Below are 22,269 nucleotides of genomic sequence, written 5' to 3'. Positions count from 1 at the left end.
GTGGTGGTGAGGCGCGAATGCACCGTCCACAGGTCTTCCTCTCTTCCCAGTCCGTCGGAATATCGGTGAACACCCCCCCGGACTTAAGGGTGATGTGCAGGCCTTAGTGGCCTCTTTTCCGTGTGCACGGGGGTGCTTGAACGAGCGCGCGAGACATCCGTCACGAACGGGTGCCCAGAACGACAAAGGCCCCGTCGTTGCCGACGGGGCCTGTGCATCCGGAGGTCGTGAAGCTGTTCGCGTTCTCTATATGGAGGGGCCGCGGCGCCCTGAGGCCTCAGCCATGGCGGGCTGCGAATTCCTTCATGTACTGGGCGAGCGCCTGCACGCCCTCGAGGGGCATGGCGTTGTAGATCGAGGCCCGGATGCCGCCCACCGAGCTGTGGCCCTTGAGCTGCACCATGCCGCGCTCGGTGGCGCCCTTGAGGAAGGTGGTGGTGAGCTCTTCGGTGGGCAGGGTGAAGGGCACGTTCATCAGCGAACGGTCGCTGCGCGCGACGGGGCTCTTGTAGAAGGGCGTCGCGTCCAGCAGGTCGTACAGCAGTGCGGCCTTCTTCCGGTTGTGCGCTTCCATCGCGGCGAGGCCGCCTTGTTTCTTCAGCCACTGGTACACGAGCCCGGCGATGTAGATCGCGTAGGTGGGCGGTGTGTTGAGCATGGAGTCGTGGTCGGCCTGCTGCTTGAAGTCGAAGGCATTGGGCGTGATGGGCAGGGCGCGGCCGAGCAGGTCGTCGCGCACGATCACGAGCGTCATGCCGGAGGGGCCCATGTTCTTCTGCGCGCCGGCGAAGATGAGGCCGTAGCGGCTCACGTCGATGGGGCGCGAGAGGATGTCGGACGACATGTCGGCCACGAGCGGCACGTTGCCGGTGTCAGGCACCCAGTGGTACTGCACGCCGCCGATGGTCTCGTTGCTGCAGATGTGCACGTAGGCGGCCTCGGGGTCGAGCTTCCAGGTGTCACGCGGCGGGATGCAGGTGTAGTGCTGCGGCTCGCTGGTGGCGGCTTCGTTGGCCTGGGCGTATTTCTTCGCCTCCTTCAGCGACTTGCTGGCCCACGAGCCGGTGTTGATGACATCGATGCTCTTCTTGTTGCCGAGCAGGTTCATCGGGATGATGCCGTTCATGCCGACACCGCCGCCCTGCAGGAAGAGGATCTTGTAGTTGCTCGGCAGATTCAAGAGCTCCGTCAGGTCGGCCTTGGCCTGCGCATGGATCGACATGAACTCCTTGCCGCGGTGGCTCATCTCCATCACCGACATGCCGGAGCCTTGCCAGTCGAGCATCTCGTCGGCGGCCTGGCGGAGCACGGATTCGGGGAGGACGGCGGGGCCGGCGCTGAAGTTGTAGGCGCGAGTCATGTCTCTTGAACGGTTTGCGGAAGGGGACGGGGTAGCTTAGCTGATGGGGGTGCGCGGCTGGCAGTACAGATGGCGCGGATATGGGGGATGACAGAGCGGCACATCGGGCCTGGGGTGAGGGGCTCCGTTCATGTCCCCCGACGAGGATCGCTCCCGCGAGCCTCGTCTCCTCCTTTACTTCACTGCGCCCCTCACCCCAGGCCCGATGTGCGAGACGCTCTGCCCTGCGAAAGATGTATTTCGCGGCCGTGGTGGCGTGCGGGGCTGGGGTGTCGCACGGAGCGAAGTAAAGGAGGAGCAAGGGATCACGGGAGTGATCTCTTGCGGGGGACATGAGCGGAGTGCGATACCCCAGCCCCGCACGCTCGCGCCGAACAACACAAGGCGCCTGTTAGATTCCAAGCCCATGAGTGAAATGAGCTTCTTCTGGCACGACTACGAAACCTTCGGTCGTGTGCCGCGCCGTGACCGGCCTTCGCAGTTTGCGGGCGTGCGCACCGATGCGGATCTGAACGAGATCGGCAAGCCGGTGATGGTGTATTGCCAGCCCGCGCCCGACTACCTGCCCGACCCCGAGTCGTGTCTGCTCACCGGCATCCTGCCGCAGGTGTGCCTGGCCCAGGGCCTGCCCGAGCATGCGTTTGCCGATCTGATCGAGAAGGAGCTGGCGACGCCCGGCACCATCGGCGTGGGCTACAACTCCATCCGCTTCGACGATGAAGTGACCCGCCATCTCTTCTGGCGCAACCTCATCGACCCCTATGCGCGCGAGTGGCAGAACGAGTGCGGCCGGTGGGACCTGCTCGACGTGGTGCGCGTCACCTGGGCGCTGCGGCCCGAAGGCATCGAGTGGCCGGTGCACGAGGATGGCCGGCCTTCGTTCAAGCTCGAGCACCTGACCAAGGCCAACGGCCTGCTCCACGAAGCGGCGCACGATGCACTCTCCGACGTGCGCGCCACCATCGCAGTGGCCCGGCTCATCAAGACGCGCCAGCCCAAGCTGTGGGACTTCTGCCTGCGCCTGCGCCGCAAAGACGAGGTGATCCGCGAAATGGGCGTGGGCAAGCCTTTCCTGCACGTCTCGGGCATGTACGGCGTGGAGCGCGGCTGCATGGCGCTCGTGTGGCCGCTCGCGCCGCACCCGACCAACAAGAACGAAGTCATTGTGTGGGACCTGGCCACCGACCCGAGCGAGCTCTTCACCCTCGGCGTGGAGGCGATCCGCGAGCGCATGTTCAGCAAGGCCGATGCGCTGCCCGAGGGCGTGGCGCGCCTGCCGATCAAGACCATCCACATCAACAAGTCGCCCATCGTGGTGGGCAACCTCAAGACGCTGAGCGATGCCGTGGCGGCGAAGTGGGGCGTCGACGTGGCGCTGGGCCTGCGACACGCGGAGCTGTGCGCGCAGAAAGGCCAGCTGCTCGCCGGCATGTGGCCCGCGGTGTTCGACCGCCCGCAAGTGGAGGGCAAGCCCGATGTCGACGAAGACCTCTACGGCGGATTCGTCGGCAACGAAGACCGCCGCACCCTGCAGCGCCTGCGTGGCCTGACGCCCGAGCAACTGGCGGAGAAACGCCCGGTGTTTGCCGACAAGCGGCTCGACGAGCTTCTGTTCCGCTACCGCGCGCGCAACTTCCCGCACACGCTCAACGATGTCGAGCGGCTGCAGTGGCAGGAGCATTGCGCCCACAAGCTGCACGACGGCGCCGGTGGGGCGCTCACGCTGGAAGCGTTCTTCGAGCGCATCGACCAGCTCGAGCCCGAGGCCGACGAGCGGGCGCAGGAAATCCTGGGCGCGCTCGTCGACTACGCGACCGAGATCGCCCCCGAGCGCGACTGAACCAAATGAAAAAGCCCGCGGTGTGAGCCGCGGGCTTTTGGCTTGTGAGCGCTGAGCGATCAGGCCGTCGTCACCGACTTCGCCGTCTCGACGTACTCGTCGATCTGGTTGAAGTTGAGGTAGCGGTACACGCTCGCCTTGTCGGCGTCGATGATGCCCATCTCCTTCAGGTACTCGGCCGGCGAGGGCAGCTTGCCCAGGCGCGAGGCGATGGCCGCGAGCTCCGCCGAGCCGAGGAACACGTTGGTGTTCTTGCCCAGGCGGTTCGGGAAGTTGCGGGTCGAGGTGGAGATCACCGTCGCGCCCTCGCGCACCTGCGCCTGGTTGCCCATGCACAGCGAGCAGCCCGGCATCTCGGTGCGCGCGCCGGCGGTGCCGAAGGCGGCGTAGTGGCCTTCCTTGATCAGCTCGTCCTGGTCCATCTTGGTCGGCGGGGCCACCCACAGCTTGACCGGGATGTCGCGCTGGCCGCCGAGCAGCTTGGCAGCCGCACGGAAGTGGCCGATGTTGGTCATGCACGAGCCGATGAAGGCTTCGTCGATCTTGGTGCCTTGCACTTCCGACAGGAACTTGGCGTCGTCCGGGTCGTTCGGGCAGCAGACGATCGGCTCCTTGATGTCGGCCAGGTCGATCTCGATGACGGCGGCGTACTCGGCGTCCTTGTCGGCTTCGAGCAGCTGCGGGTTGGCGAGCCAGGCTTCGACCTTCTCGATGCGGCGCTGCAGGGTGCGGGCGTCGGCATACCCGTTGGCGATCATGTTCTTCATCAGAACGACGTTCGACTGCAGGTACTCGGCGACCGGCTCCTTGTTGAGCTTGATCGTGCAGCCGGCGGCCGAGCGCTCGGCGGAAGCGTCCGACAGTTCGAAGGCTTGCTCGACCTTCAGGTTCGGCAGGCCTTCGATCTCGAGCACGCGGCCCGAGAAGATGTTCTTCTTGCCGGCCTTGGCGACCGTCAGCAGGCCTTGCTTGATCGCGTAGAGCGGAATCGCATGCACGAGGTCACGCAGGGTGACGCCCGGCTGCAGCTCGCCCTTGAAGCGCACCAGCACCGATTCGGGCATGTCGAGCGGCATCACGCCGGTCGCCGCTGCGAAGGCGACGAGGCCCGAGCCGGCGGGGAAGGAGATGCCGATCGGGAAGCGGGTGTGCGAGTCGCCGCCGGTGCCCACGGTGTCGGGCAGCAGCAGGCGGTTGAGCCAGCTGTGGATCACGCCGTCGCCCGGGCGCAGGGCCACGCCGCCGCGGTTGCTGATGAAGGCCGGCAGCTCGCGGTGCATCTTCACGTCGACCGGCTTCGGGTAGGCCGCGGTGTGGCAGAAGGACTGCATCACCATGTCGGCGCTGAAGCCCAGGCAGGCCAGGTCCTTCAGCTCGTCCCGGGTCATCGGGCCCGTCGTGTCTTGCGAGCCGACGGTGGTCATCTTGGGCTCGCAGTAGGTGCCCGGGCGGATGCCCTGGCCTTCGGGCAGGCCGCAGGCGCGGCCGACCATCTTCTGCGCGAGCGTGAAGCCCTTGCCGCTGTCGACCGGTGCCTTGGGCAGGCGGAACACGGTGGAGGCGGGCAGACCGAGGAATTCGCGCGCGTTGGCGGTCAGCGAGCGGCCGATGATGAGGTTGATGCGGCCGCCGGCACGCACTTCGTCGAGCAGCACGTCGCTCTTGAGCGCGAAGGTGGCGACTGTCTGGCCGTTCTTCTCGAGCTTGCCGTCGTAGGGATAGACGTCGATCACGTCGCCCATCTCGAGCTTCGAGACATCGACCTCGATCGGCAGCGCGCCGGAGTCTTCCTGGGTGTTGAAGAAGATCGGGGCGATCTTGCCGCCGAGGGTGACGCCGCCGAAGCGCTTGTTCGGCACGAAGGGGATGTCTTCGCCGGTGGCCCAGATCACCGAGTTGGTGGCCGACTTGCGCGAAGAGCCGGTGCCGACCACGTCGCCCACGTAGGCCACGAGGTGGCCCTTCTTCTTCAGATCTTCGATGAACTGCATCGGGCCGCGCTTGCCGTCTTCCTCGGGCTTGAAGGCCGCGTCGGGGCGGGTGTTCTTCAGCATCGCGAGGTAGTGCAGCGGGATGTCGGGGCGGCTCCACGCATCGGGGGCCGGCGACAGGTCGTCCGTGTTGGTTTCGCCGGGCACCTTGAAGACGGTGACGGTGATCTTCTTCGCGACTTCGGGGCGCGAGGTGAACCACTCGGCGTCGGCCCAGGACTGGATGACTTCCTTCGCCTTGGCGTTACCAGCCTTGGCTTTGGTGGCGACGTCGTTGAAGAAGTCGAACATCAGCAGCGTCTTCTTCAGCGCATTGGCGGCGACCGAGGCGACGTCAGCGTGGTCGAGCAGGTCGACCAGCGGCTGCACGTTGTAGCCGCCGACCATGGTGCCGAGCAGCTCGGTGGCCTTGGCCTTGGAGATGAGGGCGACCGTCACGTCGCCATGGGCGACGGCGGAGAGGAAGGAGGCCTTGACCTTGGCCGCGTCGTCCACGCCCGGGGGCACGCGGTGGGTCAGGAGGTCCAGCAGAAACTCGCCTTCGCCGGCCGGGGGAGCCTTGAGCAGCTCGATGACCTCGGCCGTCTGCTGGGCGGTCAGGGGCAGCGGCGGGATGCCGAGCGCGGCGCGGTCAGCAACGTGTTGGCGATAGGCTTGAAGCATGGAGGTCTCCGGGTGGTGCAAAGCAAGAAAAAGGGGAAGCAAGATTCCTGCGCGCGGAGCGAGCAGGGTCTTGCCATGCGGTCATGACGTTTGCGTGCGCACCCGGAGAAGCCCGTCGAATCACGACTTCGAGGCCTCCATGGCGGCACGCTGCTTCTCGTGCACGCAAGCATCGACCAGGCGCTGGCCGATCTTGGTGTCCATCAGCATGGACTTGTTGGCGATCTGCAGCAGCAGGGTGCGGCCCTTGACGTCTTCCAGGCGCAACGCGCCGGTGGACGAGACGCTGGGCTTCATCGTCCAGGTGTCCTTCTTGAACTTGACGTCGACGTAGCCCGGGTACTTCGGGTTCATCGAGACGTCGATCGTCTGCTTGAAGTCGCATTCGTAGACGCCGAAGTGCGTGCGCTCGGCAGCGTCGAGCTGGGCCTGGTCGGCCTGGGGCAGCGGCTTCTCGGCGGCGGCCGGTTTCTTCGCAGCGGGCTTGGCGGCCGTCTGGGCCATGGCGGCGCCGCCAGCGAGGGCGAAGGACACGGCAACGGCAAGTGCGATGCGGGAGGTCATGGATCCACTCCTGGTGTTGAGGAAGCACGGATTGTGAAGGGGCACTCACAACGGCTTTCCAGGGCGGAATCCCGGATTGAAACAATTTGCTGGGCTGACTTTGCGGGGCGTGCGCGCGTGCGGTGCAGCGTGTCAGCGCTTGGTGCGGCATGCACGGGCAACGCCGGCCGCGTGGGTGTGCGTGAAGTCACGAACACGACGCCCGAGGCCTTCCCACGCCGCGTGCGCAACGTGCTAGCGGCACAAGCGCGCACGGTCGCGGCGCTGAAACATTTGTTCGCCAAGCCGAAAACCGCGGGCGTGAAGGAGTTCACGACGCCGCTCCCGGGGTGTCGGCGAAAAACAGCTCTTCGACCTGCGCCGGCAGGTCCTGGCCCGTCTGCCGGGCGCGTTCGAGCACATGCCAGAAGTAGCGGAAGCTCGCGCGGTCGTGCAGGGTGTCGCGGTGGCTGATCGGCGCCCAGTCGGCCGCCTGCGCGGCCATCAGGATCTCGATCGCCTGGTCGGTCTCGGCGACCGTGGGGGCGAAGCTCTCGACGATGGGCTGGATCTGGTCGGGATGGATGCTCCACATGCGCAGGTAGCCGAGCTGGCGCGACGCCTTCTGCGCAGCGGCGCGCAGCAGGTCGAGCTTGCGGAACTCGGTCACCACGCAATGCGAGGGTGTCTTGTTCGACGCGTGGCAGGCGGCCGAGATCTCGAGCTTGGCGCGCAGCACCAGCGGGTGCTCGAACTGGCCTTGTGCGCTCATGCCGGCCTGCGGGATGGCGCCGCGATGGGCGGAGACGAAGTCCATCAAGCCGAACGACAGCGACTCGATGCGCGGATGCGCGGCGATGCGCTGGACCTCGCGCAACGCACCATGCGTCTCGATCAGCACGTGCACCGGCAGCACACGCTTGTGGCCGTGTTCGACCATGGCCTGATCGACGGCGCGGACGGCGGCCTGCGCCTCGTCGAAGCCCGCGACCTTGGGCACCGTCAGGTAGGCGAGGCGCTGGCCGGCCCGCTTCACCAGCGTGGCCACGTCGGCATCGAAGCTCGGGTGGTCGACCGGGTGAACCCGTGCGCCCACGCGGCCGTGCAGGTTGAGCTCGGAGGTCGCCATCTCGGCCACCAGGTGGGCATGCTCGGCCTCGCCACCAACCGGCGCGCCGTCTTCGCAATCGAGCGTGACGTCGAAGATCGGCCCGAGTTCGGCCTGCAGTTGCAGGCTCTTCCTCATGCGCGCCTCGACGCCGCAGTAGTGGTCGCAGACAGGCAACGACGGCGCGATCTCGCGCGCGTCGAAGAGGGCTTGTCTGGGATGAAGCGGCATGGCGTTCAGCGTGGGCGGGTCGGCGGGGGCGAAAAAAAGGCCAGCAGCGTGATGCACCGGCCTTTTTGTTTGCGCTTGACGCGATCAGAGCAGGTGCTTGACGCCGTCTTGCTCTTCCTGCAGTTCCTTCAGCGTGATGTTGATGCGCTCCTGGCTGAAGGCATCGATCGGCAGGCCTTCGACGATCTTGTACTTGCCGCCTTCGGTGGTGACCGGGTAGCCGAACATCACGTCCTTCGGGATGCCGTATTCGCCATTCGAGGGCACGCCCATGGTGACCCACTTGCCGTTGGTGCCCAGGGCCCAGTCGCGCATGTGGTCGATGGCGGCGTTGGCGGCCGAGGCGGCCGACGACAGGCCACGCGCTTCGATGATGGCGGCGCCGCGCTTGCCGACGGTGGGCAGGAACACGTCCTTGTTCCACACATCGTCGTTGATCGTTTCCTTGACCGACTTGCCATCGATGGTGGCGAAGCGGTAGTCGGCGTACATCGTCGGCGAGTGGTTGCCCCACACGGCGAGCTTCTCAATGGCGGCGACCGGCTTGCCGGTCTTGGCGGCGATCTGCGAAGCGGCGCGGTTGTGGTCGAGGCGCAGCATGGCGGTGAAGTTCTCGCGCGGCAGGCTGGGGGCGCTCTTCATCGCGATGTATGCGTTCGTATTGGCAGGGTTGCCGACGACCAGCACCTTGACGTTGCGCGAGGCGACCTTGTCGAGGGCCTTGCCCTGGGCGGTGAAGATCTGGGCGTTGGCGGCCAGCAGGTCCTTGCGTTCCATGCCGGGGCCACGGGGGCGGGCGCCGACGAGCAGGGCGTAGTCGGTGTCCTTGAAAGCGGTGTTGGCGTCGCCGTGGGCTTCGATGCCGGCGAGCAGCGGGAACGCGCAGTCGTCGAGTTCCATGATCACGCCCTTGAGTGCCTTCTGGGCCTTCTCGTCGGGGATCTCGAGCAGCTGCAGGATGACCGGCTGGTCCTTGCCCAGCATCTCGCCCGAGGCGATACGGAACAGCAGGGCGTAGCCGATCTGGCCAGCAGCGCCGGTGACGGCGACACGAACGGGTTTCTTGCTCATGGAAGGCTCCGGAAGGTTCAGGGGGATGGTGGAATTCGGGCCGCGGCGGGCGCTTTTCTGGTGAGCCGGGGAGTTTAGGCGAGTCTAGGTGGCAACCCTGGGTGTGTCAATGCTCTTATGTCTTATATAAGACATCTTTCAAATGGGCGTGGACGCAAACCGGGCGCCTGTGTTGCAATTCCGGACATGGCCACGTCGACGTCCGTCCCTGCTGCTGCCCGCCCCGCGGAAGGCGAAGCCGATGGCCCGGCATTCAGCCCGCTGTATCAGCAGATCAAGTCGCTGATCACGCGCAGCCTGCAGAGCGGCGAGTGGAAGCCGGGTGAGGCCATCCCGAGCGAGATGGAGCTCGCCGCGCGCTTCAAGGTGAGCCAGGGCACGGTGCGCAAGGCGATCGATGCCTTGGCCGACGAGAACCTGGTCGTGCGCCGCCAGGGCAAGGGCACCTTCGTCGCAACGCATGCGGAAGAAAAGATCCAGTACCGCTTCCTGCGCCTGATGCCCGACGACGGCCAGCCTGGCGGGGCCGAGCGGCGCTTCATCGATTGCCGCCGGGTGCGCGCTCCCGCCGACGTGGCGCGTGCGCTGGAACTGAAGGCCGGTGACATGGCGGTGCAGGTGCGGCGTGTGCTGCATTTCCACGGCTCGCCGGTCGTGCTCGACGACATCTGGCTCAACGGGACGCTCTTCAAGGGCCTGACGGCCGAGCGCCTGAGCGAATACCAGGGGCCGATGTATGGCCTCTTCGAAACCGAATTCGGCGTGCGCATGATCCGCGCCGAAGAGCAGCTGCGTGCGGTTGCCGCCGATGCCGGGGCGGCGGAGCTGCTTCAAGTTCCGCTGGGCGCACCCTTGCTCAGCGTGGAGCGGCTGTCGCGGACCTATGGCGACAAGCCGGTGGAGCTGCGCCGGGGCCTGTACAACACCCAGGCGCATTACTACCGCAATGAGCTGAGCTGAGGACCAAGCAGGGCGAACCGCGACCGCAGAAAGGTGCGTGTCAGGCGAAACCCTGCTGCGTTGCAATAAACTCCGAAAGTTTCTACAGGATTACAGGTTGGGCATGGCACAGACCACAGCGAAGCAAAGACCCGGCGCCAACATGCGCCTCATCGAAGCCACGCAATACCGGCTTCCGCCCGCCGGATGGGTGTCGATCCTTCATCGCGTGAGCGGCATCCTGATGTTCGTGCTGCTGCCGTTCATCATCTGGCTGCTCGACAAGAGCCTCACGTCCGACATCAGCTACGGCGAGTTCACCAGCGCGTTCGTGGGCGGCTTGTGGATCTTCCCGGCCATCATCGTCAAGCTCGTCGTGCTGGCCCTGATCTGGGCCTACCTGCATCACTTCATCGCCGGCCTGCGCCACCTGTGGATGGACGCGACCCACTCGGTGTCGAAGGAATTCGGCCGTGTCTCGGCGCTCGTGACGCTGGCCCTGAGCATCGTGCTGACACTGGCCCTCGGTTTCAAGCTCTTTTTCTGATCAAGAACATGACGACTCCGAACTACGGTTCCAAGCGCACGGTGGTCGGTGCGCACTACGGCCTGCGCGACTGGCTCGCCCAGCGCGTCACCGCGGTGCTGATGGCGCTCTTCACCATCGTGCTGATCGTGCAGGTGCTGCTGCCCGGCCCGATGGGCTATGACAAATGGGCCGGCATCTTCTCCACGCAGTGGATGAAGTTCCTGACCTTCGTGACCATCGTCGCGCTGGCCTACCACGTGTGGGTGGGCATCCGTGACGTGCTGATGGACTACGTGAAGCCCGTGGGCGTGAAGCTCGTGTTGCAAGTGGCCACGCTCGTGTGGCTGGTGGGCTGTGCCGGCTGGGCCATCCAAGTGCTGTGGAGACTGTGAACGTGAGCGCATCGATCGCAAAGAGAAAGTTCGACGTCGTGATCGTCGGGGCAGGTGGCTCCGGCATGCGCGCGTCGCTGCAACTGGCCCAGGCCGGCCTGAACGTGGCCGTGCTGTCCAAGGTCTTCCCGACCCGCTCGCACACCGTCGCCGCCCAGGGCGGCATCGGCGCCTCGCTCGGCAACATGAGCGAGGACAACTGGCACTACCACTTCTTCGACACGGTGAAGGGCTCCGACTGGCTCGGCGACCAGGACGCCATCGAATTCATGTGCCGTGAAGCGCCGAAGGTCGTGTACGAGCTCGAGCACTTCGGCATGCCGTTCGACCGCAACCCCGACGGCACGATCTACCAGCGCCCCTTCGGCGGCCACACCGCCAACTACGGCGAGAAGCCGGTGCAGCGCGCCTGCGCCGCGGCCGACCGCACCGGCCACGCGATGCTGCACACGCTGTACCAGCAGAACGTCAAGGCCCGCACGCACTTCTTCGTGGAGTGGATGGCCCTCGACCTGATCCGCGATGCCGAGGGCGACGTGGTGGGCGTGACGGCGCTGGAAATGGAAACCGGCGACCTGCACATCCTCGAAGCCAAGACCGTGCTGCTCGCCACCGGTGGGGCAGGGCGCATCTTCGCGGCCAGCACCAACGCCTTCATCAACACCGGCGATGGTCTCGGCATGGCGGCACGCGCCGGCATCCCGCTCGAAGACATGGAGTTCTGGCAGTTCCACCCCACCGGCGTCGCCGGCGCGGGTGTGCTGCTGACCGAAGGCTGCCGTGGTGAAGGCGCGATCTTGCGCAACAGCAACGGCGAGCGCTTCATGGAGCGTTACGCCCCCACGCTGAAGGACCTTGCGCCGCGCGACTTCGTCTCGCGCTGCATGGACCAGGAGATCAAGGAAGGCCGTGGCTGTGGTCCCAACAAGGACTACGTGGTGCTCGACATGACCCACCTGGGCGCCGAGACCATCATGAAGCGCCTGCCGTCCGTCTTCGAGATCGGTCACAACTTCGCCAACGTCGACATCACCAAGGAGCCGATTCCCGTGGTGCCGACCATCCACTACCAGATGGGTGGCATCCCGACCAACATCCACGGCCAGGTCGTGGTGCCGAAGGATGGCAACCCGAACGCGGTGGTCAACGGCCTCTACGCAGTGGGCGAATGCTCCTGCGTGAGTGTGCACGGCGCCAACCGCCTGGGCACCAACTCGCTGCTCGACCTGCTGGTGTTCGGCCGCGCGGCCGGCAATCACATCATCGAGACCGGCCTCAAGGCCAAGGCGCACAAGCCGCTGCCGGCCGATGCCGCCGACCGCACGCTGTCGCGCCTGGCCAAGTACGAAAGCAGCACCAGCGGCGAATACGCCCAGGACGTGGCCAACGACATCCGCTCGGCCATGCAGCAGCACGCCGGCGTGTTCCGCACGCAGGTGTCGATGGACGAAGGCGTCACCAAGATCAAGGCCATCGCCGAGCGCGTGAAGGGCATCCACCTGGCCGACAAGTCCAAGGTGTTCAACACCGCCCGCATCGAGGCGCTGGAAGTCGAGAACCTGATCGAGGCGGCCCTGGCCACCATGATCTCGGCCGCCGCCCGTCGCGAAAGCCGCGGTGCCCACACCGTGAACGATTACGGCGACAGCCCCGAATTCCCGAACGGCCGCAACGACAAGGTGTGGATGAAGCACACCCTCTGGTATTCGGAAGGCAACCGCCTCGACTACAAGCCGGTGAACCTGAAGCCGCTCACCGCCGAATCGATCCCGCCCAAGGTCCGCTCGTTCTGAGCCCGCCGCAGGAACAGACATGACCAAGAGAACTTTCCAGATCTACCGCTACGACCCCGACACCGACGCGAAGCCGCGCATGCAGACGATCGAGGTCGAACTCGACGGCTCCGAACGCATGCTGCTCGACGCGCTGATGAAGCTGAAGGCGGTCGACCCCAGCTTGAGCTTCCGCCGCTCGTGCCGCGAAGGCGTGTGCGGCTCGGACGCGATGAACATCAACGGCAAGAACGGCCTGGCCTGCCTGACCAACATGCGCACGCTGCCGGATGTCGTGATCCTGAAGCCGCTGCCCGGCCTGCCGGTCATCCGTGACCTGATCGTGGACATGACGCAGTTCTTCACCCAGTACAACTCGATCAAGCCGTACCTGGTGAACGACAGCATGCCGCCCGAGAAGGAGCGCCTGCAGTCGCCCGAAGAGCGTGAAGAGCTCAACGGCCTGTACGAGTGCATCCTGTGCGCGAGCTGCTCCACCAGCTGCCCGAGCTTCTGGTGGAACCCCGACAAGTTCGTCGGCCCGGCTGGCCTGCTGCAGGCTTACCGCTTCATCGCCGACAGCCGCGACCAGGCCACCGGCGAGCGTCTCGACAACCTCGAAGACCCGTACCGCCTGTTCCGCTGCCACACCATCATGAACTGCGTCGACGTGTGCCCGAAGGGCCTGAACCCGACCAAGGCGATCGGCAAGATCAAGGAACTGATGGTCCGCCGCGCCGTTTGATCCACACTGATCCGACATGCAGACCCTGATCGACGAACGGGCCCTCTCCAAGCTGCGCTGGCGCTGCCGCCGCGGGCTGCTGGAGAACGACCTCTTCGTCGAGCGCTTCTTCAAGCGACAGGGAACCGCCATCACCGAAGGGCAGGCCCAAGGTTTGCTGGCGTTGATGGACCTGTCGGACAACGACCTGCTGGACCTGCTGCTGGCCCGCAAGGAGCCCGAAGGCGAGTTGCAGCGAGACGAAGTATTCGAAGTGCTCAGGCTGATGCGCAACAGCCCACAACACTGAGCCGTGTGATTTCCAAGACTCTCATTAAGGAACGCCCATGATCCCCTCAGACGTGAAAGCCACCCTGTCGTTCTCCGATGGCAGCCCTGCCATGGAACTGCCCGTCTACAAGGGCAGCGTGGGCCCGGATGTGATCGACATCCGCAAGCTGTACGCCCAGACCGGCAAGTTCACCTACGACCCCGGCTTCCTGTCGACGGCCTCGTGCCAGTCCGCCATCACCTACATCGACGGTGACAAGGGCGAGCTGCTGTACCGCGGCTACCCCATCGAGCAGCTGGCCACCCACTGCGACTACCTCGAGACTTGCTACCTGCTGCTGAAGGGCGAGTTGCCCAACGCCACGCAGAAGGACGACTTCGTGAAGACGGTCACCCGCCACACGATGGTCAACGAGCAGATGCAGTTCTTCCTGCGCGGCTTCCGGCGTGACGCCCACCCGATGGCGGTCATGACGGGCCTGGTGGGGGCCCTGTCGGCCTTCTATCACGACAGCACCGACATCAATAACCCGCAGCACCGCGAAATCGCCGCGATCCGCCTGATCGCCAAGATGCCGACGCTCGTGGCCATGGCCTACAAGTACGGCATCGGCCAGCCCTACATCTACCCGCGCAACGACCTTTCGTACGCCGGCAACTTCATGCGCATGATGTTCGCCACCCCGTGCGAGGAGTACGAGCCGAACGACGTGCTGGTGCGCGCGATGGACCGCATCTTCATCCTGCACGCCGACCACGAGCAGAACGCCTCCACCTCGACCGTGCGCCTGTGCGGCTCGTCGGGCACCAACCCGTTCGCTGCCATCGCGGCCGGCGTGGCCTGCCTCTGGGGCCCCGCCCACGGCGGCGCCAACGAAGCGGCGCTCAACATGCTGGAAGACGTGCAGAAGATGGGCGGCGTCGAGAAGATCGGCGAGTTCATCAAGCAGGTGAAGGACAAGAACTCCAACGTCAAGCTGATGGGCTTCGGCCACCGGGTCTACAAGAACTACGACCCGCGTGCCAAGCTGATGCGCGAGACCTGCCACGAAGTGCTGGGCGCGCTCGGTCTGCAGAACGACCCGCTGTTCAAGCTGGCGATGGCGCTCGAGAAGATCGCGCTGGAAGACGAATACTTCGTCGCCCGCAAGCTCTACCCGAACGTCGACTTCTACTCCGGCATCGTGCAGCGCGCGATCGGCATCCCGGTGAGCCTCTTCACCGCGATCTTTGCGCTCGCCCGCACGGTCGGCTGGATTGCCCAGCTGAACGAGATGATCTCGGACCCCGAGTACAAGATCGGCCGCCCCCGCCAGCTATTCGTCGGTGCGACCGCGCGCGACGTGAAACCCATTTCGCAACGCGCCTGAACGCCGGAAAAGCGCTCGCTTTGCACGCAGACCCCGGCCTTCAGGCCGGGGTTTTTGCTTCTGGGCGCCTAAAATCTCACTCTTTTCCGCGGTTTTCCCCAGCCAGAGAGCCATCATGGGACGCACGCTGTACGACAAGATCTGGGACGAGCACGTCGTCCACACCGAAGAAGACGGCACCGCCGTCCTCTACATCGACCGCCATCTCGTCCATGAAGTGACGAGCCCGCAGGCTTTCGAAGGCCTGGACCTGGCGAATCGCAAGGTCTGGCGCATCTCGGCCAACCTCGCCGTCAGCGACCACAACGTGCCGACCACCGACCGGTCGCACGGCATCACCGACCCGATCTCGCGCCTGCAGGTCGAGACGCTCGACAAGAACTGCGACCGCGTCGGCATCACGCAGTTCAAGATGAGCGACAAGCGCCAGGGCATCGTCCACGTGATCGGCCCGGAGCAGGGCGCCACGCTGCCCGGCATGACGGTCGTCTGCGGTGACTCGCACACCTCCACGCACGGCGCGTTCGGTGCGCTGGCGCATGGCATCGGCACCAGCGAAGTCGAGCATGTGCTGGCCACGCAGACGCTGCTGGCGCGCAAGGCCAAGAACCTCTTGATCAAGGTCGAAGGCACGCTGCCCAAGGGCTGCGGCGCGAAAGACATCGTGCTCGCCATCATCGGCAAGATCGGCACCGCCGGCGGCACCGGCTACACCATCGAATTCGCCGGCTCGGCCATTCGTGCGCTGAGCATGGAAGGCCGCATGACGGTGTGCAACATGGCGATCGAGGCGGGGGCGCGCGCCGGCCTGATCGGGGTCGACGAGACGACCATCAGCTACGTGCAGGGCCGGCCGTTCTCGCCGACCGGTGTGGTGCTGGAGCAGGCCATCGCCTACTGGCGCACGCTGCATTCCGACGCCGATGCGAAGTTCGACCGCGTGGTCGAGCTGGACGCCAGCGAGATCCGCCCGCAGGTCACCTGGGGCACCTCGCCCGAGATGGTGCTGTCGATCGAAGACCGCGTGCCCGATCCCGATCGCGAGAAGGACGCCAACAAGCGCGGCGCGATGGAACGCGCGCTGACCTACATGGCGCTGGAGCCGAACAAGCCGATCACCGACATCCGCATCGACAAGGTCTTCATCGGCTCGTGCACCAACTCGCGCATCGAAGACATGCGCGAGGCCGCGGCCGTGGTGAAGCGCCTGGGCAAGCGCATCGCGTCGAATGTGAAGCTCGCGCTGGTCGTGCCGGGCTCGGGCCTCGTGAAGGAGCAGGCCGAGAAGGAAGGCCTGGACAAGGTCTTCACCGCCGCCGGCTTCGAGTGGCGCGAGCCGGGCTGCTCGATGTGCCTCGCGATGAACGCCGACCGGCTGGAGCCGGGCGAGCGTTGTGCGTCCACCTCCAACCGCAACTTCGAAGGGCGCCAGGGCGCTGGTGGCCGCACCCACCTCGTGAGCCCGGCGATGGCTGCCGCGGCCGCCATCGAAGGCCACTTCGTCGACGTGCGTCGCATCGCCTGAGGACCAAGACCATGCAAGCCTTCAAGCTCCACAAGGGCCTGGTCGCACCGCTCGACCGCGAGAACGTCGACACCGACGCGATCATCCCGAAGCAGTTCCTGAAGTCGATCAAGAAGTCGGGTTTCGGTCCGAACCTGTTCGACGAATGGCGCTACCTGGATCATGGCGAACCGGGTCAGGACCCGTCGACGCGCAAGCCCAACCCCGACTTCGTGCTGAACCAGCCGCGCTACCAGGGCGCCTCGATTCTGCTGACCCGCCAGAATTTCGGTTGCGGCTCCTCTCGCGAACACGCGCCATGGGCGCTCGACCAGTACGGCTTCCGCGCCATCCTGGCGCCGAGCTACGCCGACATCTTCTTCAACAACAGCTTCAAGAACGGCCTGCTGCCGATCGTGCTGCCCGAGTCGGCGATCAACCAGCTCTTCGACGAGGTCAACGCTTTCGTCGGCTACCAGCTCACGATCGACCTGCAGCGCCAGGTCGTGGCCAAGCCCGATGGCGCGGAGATCCCGTTCGACATCGAGCCCTTCCGCAAGTACTGCCTGATCAATGGCTTCGACGACATCGGCCTCACGCTCCGCCATGCCGACAAGATCAAGGCCTTCGAGGCCGAACGCCTGCTGACCAAGCCTTGGCTCGCCAAGACCATCTGACCCTGACGACCACAACATGAAGATCGCGATCCTGCCCGGCGACGGCATCGGCACCGAAATCGTGGCCGAGGCCCTGAAGGCGCTCGCCTGCCTCGACCTCAAGTTCGAGATGGAAGAGGCCAAGGTTGGCGGTGCCGCCTACGAGGCGCACGGTCACCCACTGCCCGAGCACACGCTGAAGCTCGCGAAGGAAGCCGACGCGGTGCTGTTCGGTGCCGTCGGCGACTGGAAGTACGACAAGCTCGACCGCCCGCTGCGGCCCGAGCAGGCCATTCTCGGGCTGCGTAAGAACCTGGAGCTCTTCGCCAACTTCCGCCCGGCGATTTGCTACGAAGAGCTCACGCATGCGTCCTCGCTCAAGCCCGAGATCGTGGCGGGCCTCGACATCCTCATCATCCGCGAGCTCACCGGCGACATCTACTTCGGCCAGCCGCGCGGCCGCCGCCAGTCGCCCGATGGCGCGTTCAAGGGTGCGGACGAAGCCTTCGACACCATGCGCTACTCGCGCCCGGAGATCGAGCGCATCGCGCACGTCGCGTTCCAGGCAGCCCGCAAGCGCAACAAGAAGGTGCTGAGCGTCGACAAGGCCAACGTGCTCGAGACCTTCCAGTTCTGGCGCGACGTGGTGACCGAGGTGCACGCCCAGTACCCCGACGTGGAGCTGGAGCACATGTACGTCGACAACGCCGCGATGCAGCTCGTGAAGCAGCCGAAGCGGCTCGACGTGATCGTCACCGGCAACATGTTCGGCGACATCCTGAGCGACGAGGCCGCCATGCTCACCGGCTCGATCGGCATGCTGCCCTCGGCCTCGCTCAATGCGAAGAACCAGGGCCTGTACGAGCCAAGCCACGGTTCTGCGCCCGACATCGCGGGCAAGGGCATCGCGAACCCGCTGGCGACGATTCTTTCGGCCGCGATGATGCTGCGCTTCAGCTTGAATCAGGAAGCCGCAGCGCAACGCATCGAGGCCGCCGTGCAGGCGGTGCTGGCGAAAGGCCTGCGCACCGCCGATATTTACAGCGCCGGCACCACCAAGGTCGGCACGAAGGAGATGGGCGACGCTGTGGTCGCCCATCTGAAAGCGCAGGGCTGATCAGGGCTCCCGCGTTTTCAGATCAAACACTTTCACAGACGATAGGAATCAAGATGGCTACGAGATTGGTCGGCCTGGTGGGCTGGCGAGGCATGGTGGGTTCGGTCCTGATGGACCGCATGCAGGCGGAGAACGACTTCGCGCTGATCGAGCCGGTGTTCTTCAGCACCAGCAACGTTGGCGGCAAGGCGCCCGCACAGGCGAAGAACGAGACCACGTTGAAGGATGGTTTCGACATCGACGCGCTCAAGCGCTGCGACATCATCATCACCGCCCAGGGCGGCGACTACACCACCGAGGTGTTCCCCAAGCTGCGCGCCGCCGGATGGAACGGCCACTGGATCGACGCCGCCTCCACGCTGCGCATGAAGGACGATGCGATCATCATCCTCGACCCGGTCAACATGCCGGTGATCAAGAACGCGCTCGCCAAGGGCGGCAGGAACTGGATCGGCGGCAACTGCACCGTGAGCTGCATGCTGATGGGCGTGGGCGCGCTGTACAAGGCCGGCCTCGTCGAGTGGATGAGCACCCAGACCTACCAGGCGGCGTCCGGCGGTGGTGCCCAGCACATGCGCGAGCTGCTCACGCAGTACGGCACGCTCAACGCCGAGGTGAAGGCCCTGCTCGACGACCCGAAGAGCGCCATCCTCGAGATCGACCGCAAGGTCATCGCGAAGCAGCGCAGCCTGACCGAAGCCGAGACGGCCAATTTCGGTGTGCCGCTGGGTGGCAGCCTGATTCCCTGGATCGACAAGGACCTGGGCAACGGCATGTCCAAGGAAGAGTGGAAGGGCATGGCCGAGACCAACAAGATCATGGGCATGGGCGAAGGCTTCGGCACGCCCGCGGTGCCGGTCGACGGCTTCTGCGTGCGCGTGGGCGCGATGCGCTGCCACAGCCAGGCGCTGACCTTCAAGCTCAAGAAGGACGTGCCGCTGGCGGACGTGGAAGCCATGATCCGCAACGACAACGCCTGGGTGAAGTTCGTGCCCAACACCCGAGAAGACACCCTGCGCGACCTGACGCCGGTGTCGGTGACCGGCACGATGACCATCCCGGTCGGGCGTGTGCGCAAGCTGGCGATGGGCCCGGAATACCTCGGCGCCTTCACCATCGGTGACCAGCTGCTGTGGGGCGCGGCCGAGCCGCTGCGCCGCATGCTGCGCATCCTGCTCGACGCGTGACGCGATGAAACCAGGCTCCTGTGCCGCGTTGTGGAACCGCCACAGGGGCCTGCTCCAGAACCCTTTGAACGGCTTTGCCGGCGAACGTCAGGCAAAGCATGAGCTTGTCTTTGTATCTCGTTGATGTTATTGTGATTTCTACCTTTACCGGTTGAAAGCGCCCAGAAAGCCCGTGGCTCGCGTCAACAACAACTCCGAAAGCAGTGGGGCTCGCTCGGTTCCACCCCCTTCCTATTGGGAGACGCCTTGAAAAGAAACTCGCTGTACACAGGGCGATTCGCTCTGACCGGAGCGGCATTCGCCGCCATGTGCCTCATCGCCTCGAACGCGCAAGCGCTCGGCCTGGGGCGCCTGAACGTGCAGTCGTCGTTGGGCGAAACCTTGAAGGCGGAAATCGAGGTCACCAGCCTCACGCCAGAGGAGGCGTCGAACTTCAACGTCCGCGTCGCACCTCCCGAGTCGTACCGCGCCGCTGGCGTCGACTACAACTCGGTGCTCCCGGGCACGCAGGTCGTGCTTCAGCGCCGTCCCGACGGGCGTCAGGTGCTGGTGCTGTCGAGCGACCGCGCGGTGCAAGAGCCCTTCGTGGACGTGATCCTCGAGCTCACCTGGTCCACCGGCCGCCTGGTCCGCGAATACACCTTGCTGATGGACCCGCCGTCGACGCGCGTCGCGGCCGCACCGGTGCCGCCAGCACCCACCACCTCGCCGGTGATGACCCCGGCGCCTGCAGCGCCGGCCTCTGCGCCTTCGTCCGAGCCCGTCCGCCGCACCTCGCCGGCCCCCTCGACGCGTGCTGCCGCCCCATCGGCTGAGCCTGCCGAGCCCCGCAAGCCCGCTGTCACGCGTGCGCCGTCGGCAGCGCCCTCCGGTGATGCCGTGGGCGCCGATGAATACAAGGTGAAGCCAGGCGACACGCTCTCGCGCATCGCCGGCCGCACCCAGCGCCCCGGCGTTTCGCTCGACCAGATGCTGGCTTCGTTGTACCAGGCCAACCCCGATGCGTTCGTCAACAGCAACATGAACCGGCTGAAGTCGGGCGTGGTGCTGAGCGTGCCGTCGGCGGACTCCGCCAAGGCGATCACGCCCGCCGAGGCGCGCCAGCTCATCCAGGCGCAAAGCGCCGATTTCGGCACCTATCGCCAGCGCCTCGCGTCTGCGGCGCCCGCGGCGCCGGCCGACGCGCCGTCGCGTCAGGCGGGTGGCAAGGTCGAGTCGTCGGTTGAAGACCGCAAGGCGTCTGCTGCCCCCGCGCCCGACAAGCTCACCTTGAGCAAGGGCTCCGCTTCGGGCAGGGCTTCCGCCCCTGAAGACCGTCTGTCGAGAGAGCGGGAGAAGAAGGAGGCCAGCGCTCGTGTGGCCGAGCTCTCGAAGAACGTCGAAGAGTTGAAGAAGCTCTCCGGCGCCTCGGCGGCAGCCGGTGGCAGGGCCGCTGCGCCGGCTCCGACGACGACGGCACAAGCGCCTGCGGTGAAGCCGCCGGTCACCGTGCCGACACCGCCTGTGGCACCGGCCAAGCCGGTGGCTCCGCCGCCCCCACCGCCGCCGCCTCCCCCTCCGCCGCCTCCGCCCCCACCTCCGCCTCCTCCCCCGGTGGCGCCGCCCCCGCCGCCTCCGGCGCCGGCTCCCGTGGTGGCCGCAGCGCCTGCGTCTGCGCCGGCCTCTGTTCCGGCAGTGGCGTCTGCACCGGCCGTGGTTGCTGCCGCGTCGGCTGCGAGCGTCGCAGCAGCCAGCGCACCGATGGTCGCAGCGCCAAGTCCCGCTCAGCGTCCGCCGGTCGCAGCCGCCCCAGCGGCCGAGCCGCCGGGCCTGTTTGCCTCGCTGCTGGAAGACAACCCGCTCGTGCTCGCGGCTGGCGCCGCGCTGATCGCGCTGCTAGCAGGCTTCGGCATCTACCGCTTCACCAAGCGTGCGAAGAAGGACAGTGGCGAAACCTCGTTCCTCGAGAGCCGCCTGCAGCCCGACTCGTTCTTCGGCGCCAGCGGTGGCCAGCGCATCGACACGCGTGATGCCGGCGGCACCTCGTCGTCGATGAGTTACTCGCTGAGCCAGCTCGACGCCATTGGCGATGTCGACCCCGTGGCGGAAGCCGACGTGTACCTCGCCTATGGCCGCGACCTGCAGGCCGAGGAAATCCTCAAGGAAGCGATGCGCGCGAGCCCCGAGCGTCTCGCCATCCGGACCAAGCTGCTGGAGGTCTACGCCAAGCGCCGCGACACCAAGGGCTTCGAGCTCCTGGCCACCCAGCTGTATGGCCTGACCGGCGGCCAGGGCGAAGACTGGGCGAAGGCGCAGGAAATCGGCCTGCAGATCGACCCCGAGAACCCGCTGTACCAGCCGGGTGGCAAGCCGGCCACGGTCGAAGGGGAGGGCCGCCCGGCGGCTGAGCTGCTGGGTGCGAGCACGATGCCGCAATCGGTGCTGCCGTCGCCGTCGGAGTTCGGCGCCAGCGGCAACTCGGGCAGCGGCTTTGACACCACCGGCGGCGGTGGTCTCGACCTCGACCTCGACCTCGGCGGTGCAACCGATGCCGCGCCTGCACCTGCCGTCCGCCTCGACGAGCGGACCCAGCCGGTGCCCGTGCCTCCGCCCACCCCGGTGGCGGCTCCGGCCTTCGACGCCATGAGCTTCAACCTGCCGCCGGTGCCCGCGCCCGCTCCGGCACCTGTCTCGCAGTCCATGGACTTCGACCTCGGCAACATCTCGCTGGACCTCGGCGACGAGAGCACGATCGCCCAACCCAAGGCCGCGCCGCCTGCAGCCGACGACTTCGGCACCATCGACCTGGGCGAGCCGGTCGACGACGGAGCCGATCCGATCGCCCGCAAGCTCGAGCTGGCGGAGGAATTCCGCCAGATCGGCGACATGGAAGGCGCGCGAGACCTGCTGCAGGAAGTGGTGGCCAAGTCGAGTGGCGCGGTGAAGAACCGCGCCCAGGCCATGCTCAACGAGCTGGGTTGACCGCATTGGCAGTACGCGCC

General features: G+C 66.1%; 18 protein-coding genes. 13 read left to right on the top strand and 5 right to left on the bottom strand.

Features of this window, described 5'->3' with window-relative positions; all coding sequences use genetic code 11:
* Positions 1–277: 277 nt before the first annotated feature.
* A complete protein-coding gene (gene serC / locus JI745_RS06475) occupies positions 278–1,360 on the bottom strand; it encodes a 3-phosphoserine/phosphohydroxythreonine transaminase (protein ID WP_201804751.1) in 1,083 nt (360 codons plus the stop codon).
* Between the two features lie 406 nt (positions 1,361–1,766).
* Here serC and sbcB point away from each other — a divergent pair, with 406 nt between their 5' ends.
* Positions 1,767–3,200, top strand: coding sequence for an exodeoxyribonuclease I (sbcB, locus tag JI745_RS06470; protein ID WP_201804750.1), 1,434 nt, complete (start codon positions 1,767–1,769; stop codon positions 3,198–3,200).
* 59 nt (positions 3,201–3,259) lie between these two features.
* Here sbcB and acnB read toward each other — a convergent pair whose 3' ends face one another.
* The 4 genes from acnB to JI745_RS06450 all read right to left on the bottom strand — a co-directional run bounded on the left by acnB (position 3,260) and on the right by JI745_RS06450 (position 8,807).
* Positions 3,260–5,854 carry a bifunctional aconitate hydratase 2/2-methylisocitrate dehydratase gene (gene acnB, locus JI745_RS06465; RefSeq protein WP_201804749.1) on the bottom strand — a complete coding sequence of 865 codons (2,595 nt, stop codon included), beginning with the start codon at positions 5,852–5,854 and terminating at the stop codon, positions 3,260–3,262.
* A 120-nt stretch (positions 5,855–5,974) separates the two neighbouring features.
* On the bottom strand, positions 5,975–6,418 hold the full coding sequence (locus JI745_RS06460; protein WP_201804748.1) for a hypothetical protein: 444 nt from the start codon (positions 6,416–6,418) through the stop codon (positions 5,975–5,977).
* Positions 6,419–6,728: 310 nt separating this feature from the next.
* Positions 6,729–7,736 (bottom strand): CoA ester lyase, encoded by a 1,008-nt coding sequence (locus JI745_RS06455; RefSeq protein WP_201804747.1) that lies wholly within the window; start codon positions 7,734–7,736, stop codon positions 6,729–6,731.
* A gap of 84 nt (positions 7,737–7,820) precedes the next feature.
* Positions 7,821–8,807, bottom strand: a complete 987-nt coding sequence (locus tag JI745_RS06450) for a malate dehydrogenase (RefSeq protein WP_201804746.1) — start codon at positions 8,805–8,807, stop codon at positions 7,821–7,823.
* Between the two features lie 186 nt (positions 8,808–8,993).
* On the opposite strand from JI745_RS06450, the gene JI745_RS06445 reads away from it, so the two are divergent.
* From JI745_RS06445 to JI745_RS06390, 12 genes are all read left to right on the top strand, one after another.
* A complete protein-coding gene (locus JI745_RS06445; RefSeq protein ID WP_236674921.1) occupies positions 8,994–9,767 on the top strand; it encodes a GntR family transcriptional regulator in 774 nt (257 codons plus the stop codon).
* 103 nt (positions 9,768–9,870) lie between these two features.
* The gene (sdhC, locus tag JI745_RS06440; protein WP_201804743.1) at positions 9,871–10,293 is read left to right on the top strand and encodes a succinate dehydrogenase, cytochrome b556 subunit; all 423 of its coding nucleotides are present in this window, start codon (positions 9,871–9,873) and stop codon (positions 10,291–10,293) included.
* 8 nt (positions 10,294–10,301) lie between these two features.
* Positions 10,302–10,667: a succinate dehydrogenase, hydrophobic membrane anchor protein gene (gene sdhD / locus JI745_RS06435; protein WP_201804742.1), complete on the top strand. Its 366-nt coding sequence runs from the start codon at positions 10,302–10,304 to the stop codon at positions 10,665–10,667.
* A gap of 65 nt (positions 10,668–10,732) precedes the next feature.
* On the top strand, positions 10,733–12,460 hold the full coding sequence (gene sdhA, locus JI745_RS06430; RefSeq protein WP_236675189.1) for a succinate dehydrogenase flavoprotein subunit: 1,728 nt from the start codon (positions 10,733–10,735) through the stop codon (positions 12,458–12,460).
* Between the two features lie 19 nt (positions 12,461–12,479).
* Positions 12,480–13,184, top strand: a complete 705-nt coding sequence (locus JI745_RS06425; protein ID WP_201804739.1) for a succinate dehydrogenase iron-sulfur subunit — start codon at positions 12,480–12,482, stop codon at positions 13,182–13,184.
* A gap of 16 nt (positions 13,185–13,200) precedes the next feature.
* Positions 13,201–13,473 carry a succinate dehydrogenase assembly factor 2 gene (locus JI745_RS06420; RefSeq protein ID WP_201804738.1) on the top strand — a complete coding sequence of 91 codons (273 nt, stop codon included), beginning with the start codon at positions 13,201–13,203 and terminating at the stop codon, positions 13,471–13,473.
* 37 nt (positions 13,474–13,510) lie between these two features.
* Positions 13,511–14,824 carry a citrate synthase gene (gltA, locus tag JI745_RS06415; protein ID WP_201804733.1) on the top strand — a complete coding sequence of 438 codons (1,314 nt, stop codon included), beginning with the start codon at positions 13,511–13,513 and terminating at the stop codon, positions 14,822–14,824.
* A 115-nt stretch (positions 14,825–14,939) separates the two neighbouring features.
* Positions 14,940–16,349, top strand: a complete 1,410-nt coding sequence (gene leuC / locus JI745_RS06410; protein ID WP_201804731.1) for a 3-isopropylmalate dehydratase large subunit — start codon at positions 14,940–14,942, stop codon at positions 16,347–16,349.
* An 11-nt stretch (positions 16,350–16,360) separates the two neighbouring features.
* Positions 16,361–17,005, top strand: a complete 645-nt coding sequence (gene leuD, locus JI745_RS06405) for a 3-isopropylmalate dehydratase small subunit (protein ID WP_201804730.1) — start codon at positions 16,361–16,363, stop codon at positions 17,003–17,005.
* A gap of 16 nt (positions 17,006–17,021) precedes the next feature.
* Complete coding sequence (leuB, locus tag JI745_RS06400) at positions 17,022–18,101, top strand: 3-isopropylmalate dehydrogenase (protein ID WP_201804728.1); 1,080 nt, start codon at positions 17,022–17,024, stop codon at positions 18,099–18,101.
* A 53-nt stretch (positions 18,102–18,154) separates the two neighbouring features.
* Positions 18,155–19,288, top strand: coding sequence for an aspartate-semialdehyde dehydrogenase (gene asd / locus JI745_RS06395; RefSeq protein WP_201804726.1), 1,134 nt, complete (start codon positions 18,155–18,157; stop codon positions 19,286–19,288).
* A 306-nt stretch (positions 19,289–19,594) separates the two neighbouring features.
* Positions 19,595–22,249, top strand: coding sequence for a FimV/HubP family polar landmark protein (locus JI745_RS06390; RefSeq protein ID WP_201804725.1), 2,655 nt, complete (start codon positions 19,595–19,597; stop codon positions 22,247–22,249).
* The last annotated feature ends 20 nt before the right edge of the window (positions 22,250–22,269 follow it).

It is taken from the genome of Piscinibacter sp. HJYY11, from assembly GCF_016735515.1.
GTDB lineage: Bacteria > Pseudomonadota > Gammaproteobacteria > Burkholderiales > Burkholderiaceae_C > Rhizobacter.
Note: the sequence above shows the minus strand (reverse complement) of the source record. Positions and strands in the feature narration are given on the sequence as shown.

Coding starts and splice junctions, on each gene's coding strand:
- serC (WP_201804751.1), bottom strand. CDS start 1,360: ATGACTCGCGCCTACAACTTCAGCGCCGGCCCCGCCGTCCTCCCCGAA.
- sbcB (WP_201804750.1), top strand. CDS start 1,767: ATGAGTGAAATGAGCTTCTTCTGGCACGACTACGAAACCTTCGGTCGT.
- acnB (WP_201804749.1), bottom strand. CDS start 5,854: ATGCTTCAAGCCTATCGCCAACACGTTGCTGACCGCGCCGCGCTCGGC.
- JI745_RS06460 (WP_201804748.1), bottom strand. CDS start 6,418: ATGACCTCCCGCATCGCACTTGCCGTTGCCGTGTCCTTCGCCCTCGCT.
- JI745_RS06455 (WP_201804747.1), bottom strand. CDS start 7,736: ATGCCGCTTCATCCCAGACAAGCCCTCTTCGACGCGCGCGAGATCGCG.
- JI745_RS06450 (WP_201804746.1), bottom strand. CDS start 8,807: ATGAGCAAGAAACCCGTTCGTGTCGCCGTCACCGGCGCTGCTGGCCAG.
- JI745_RS06445 (WP_236674921.1), top strand. CDS start 8,994: ATGGCCACGTCGACGTCCGTCCCTGCTGCTGCCCGCCCCGCGGAAGGC.
- sdhC (WP_201804743.1), top strand. CDS start 9,871: ATGGCACAGACCACAGCGAAGCAAAGACCCGGCGCCAACATGCGCCTC.
- sdhD (WP_201804742.1), top strand. CDS start 10,302: ATGACGACTCCGAACTACGGTTCCAAGCGCACGGTGGTCGGTGCGCAC.
- sdhA (WP_236675189.1), top strand. CDS start 10,733: ATGCGCGCGTCGCTGCAACTGGCCCAGGCCGGCCTGAACGTGGCCGTG.
- JI745_RS06425 (WP_201804739.1), top strand. CDS start 12,480: ATGACCAAGAGAACTTTCCAGATCTACCGCTACGACCCCGACACCGAC.
- JI745_RS06420 (WP_201804738.1), top strand. CDS start 13,201: ATGCAGACCCTGATCGACGAACGGGCCCTCTCCAAGCTGCGCTGGCGC.
- gltA (WP_201804733.1), top strand. CDS start 13,511: ATGATCCCCTCAGACGTGAAAGCCACCCTGTCGTTCTCCGATGGCAGC.
- leuC (WP_201804731.1), top strand. CDS start 14,940: ATGGGACGCACGCTGTACGACAAGATCTGGGACGAGCACGTCGTCCAC.
- leuD (WP_201804730.1), top strand. CDS start 16,361: ATGCAAGCCTTCAAGCTCCACAAGGGCCTGGTCGCACCGCTCGACCGC.
- leuB (WP_201804728.1), top strand. CDS start 17,022: ATGAAGATCGCGATCCTGCCCGGCGACGGCATCGGCACCGAAATCGTG.
- asd (WP_201804726.1), top strand. CDS start 18,155: ATGGCTACGAGATTGGTCGGCCTGGTGGGCTGGCGAGGCATGGTGGGT.
- JI745_RS06390 (WP_201804725.1), top strand. CDS start 19,595: ATGTGCCTCATCGCCTCGAACGCGCAAGCGCTCGGCCTGGGGCGCCTG.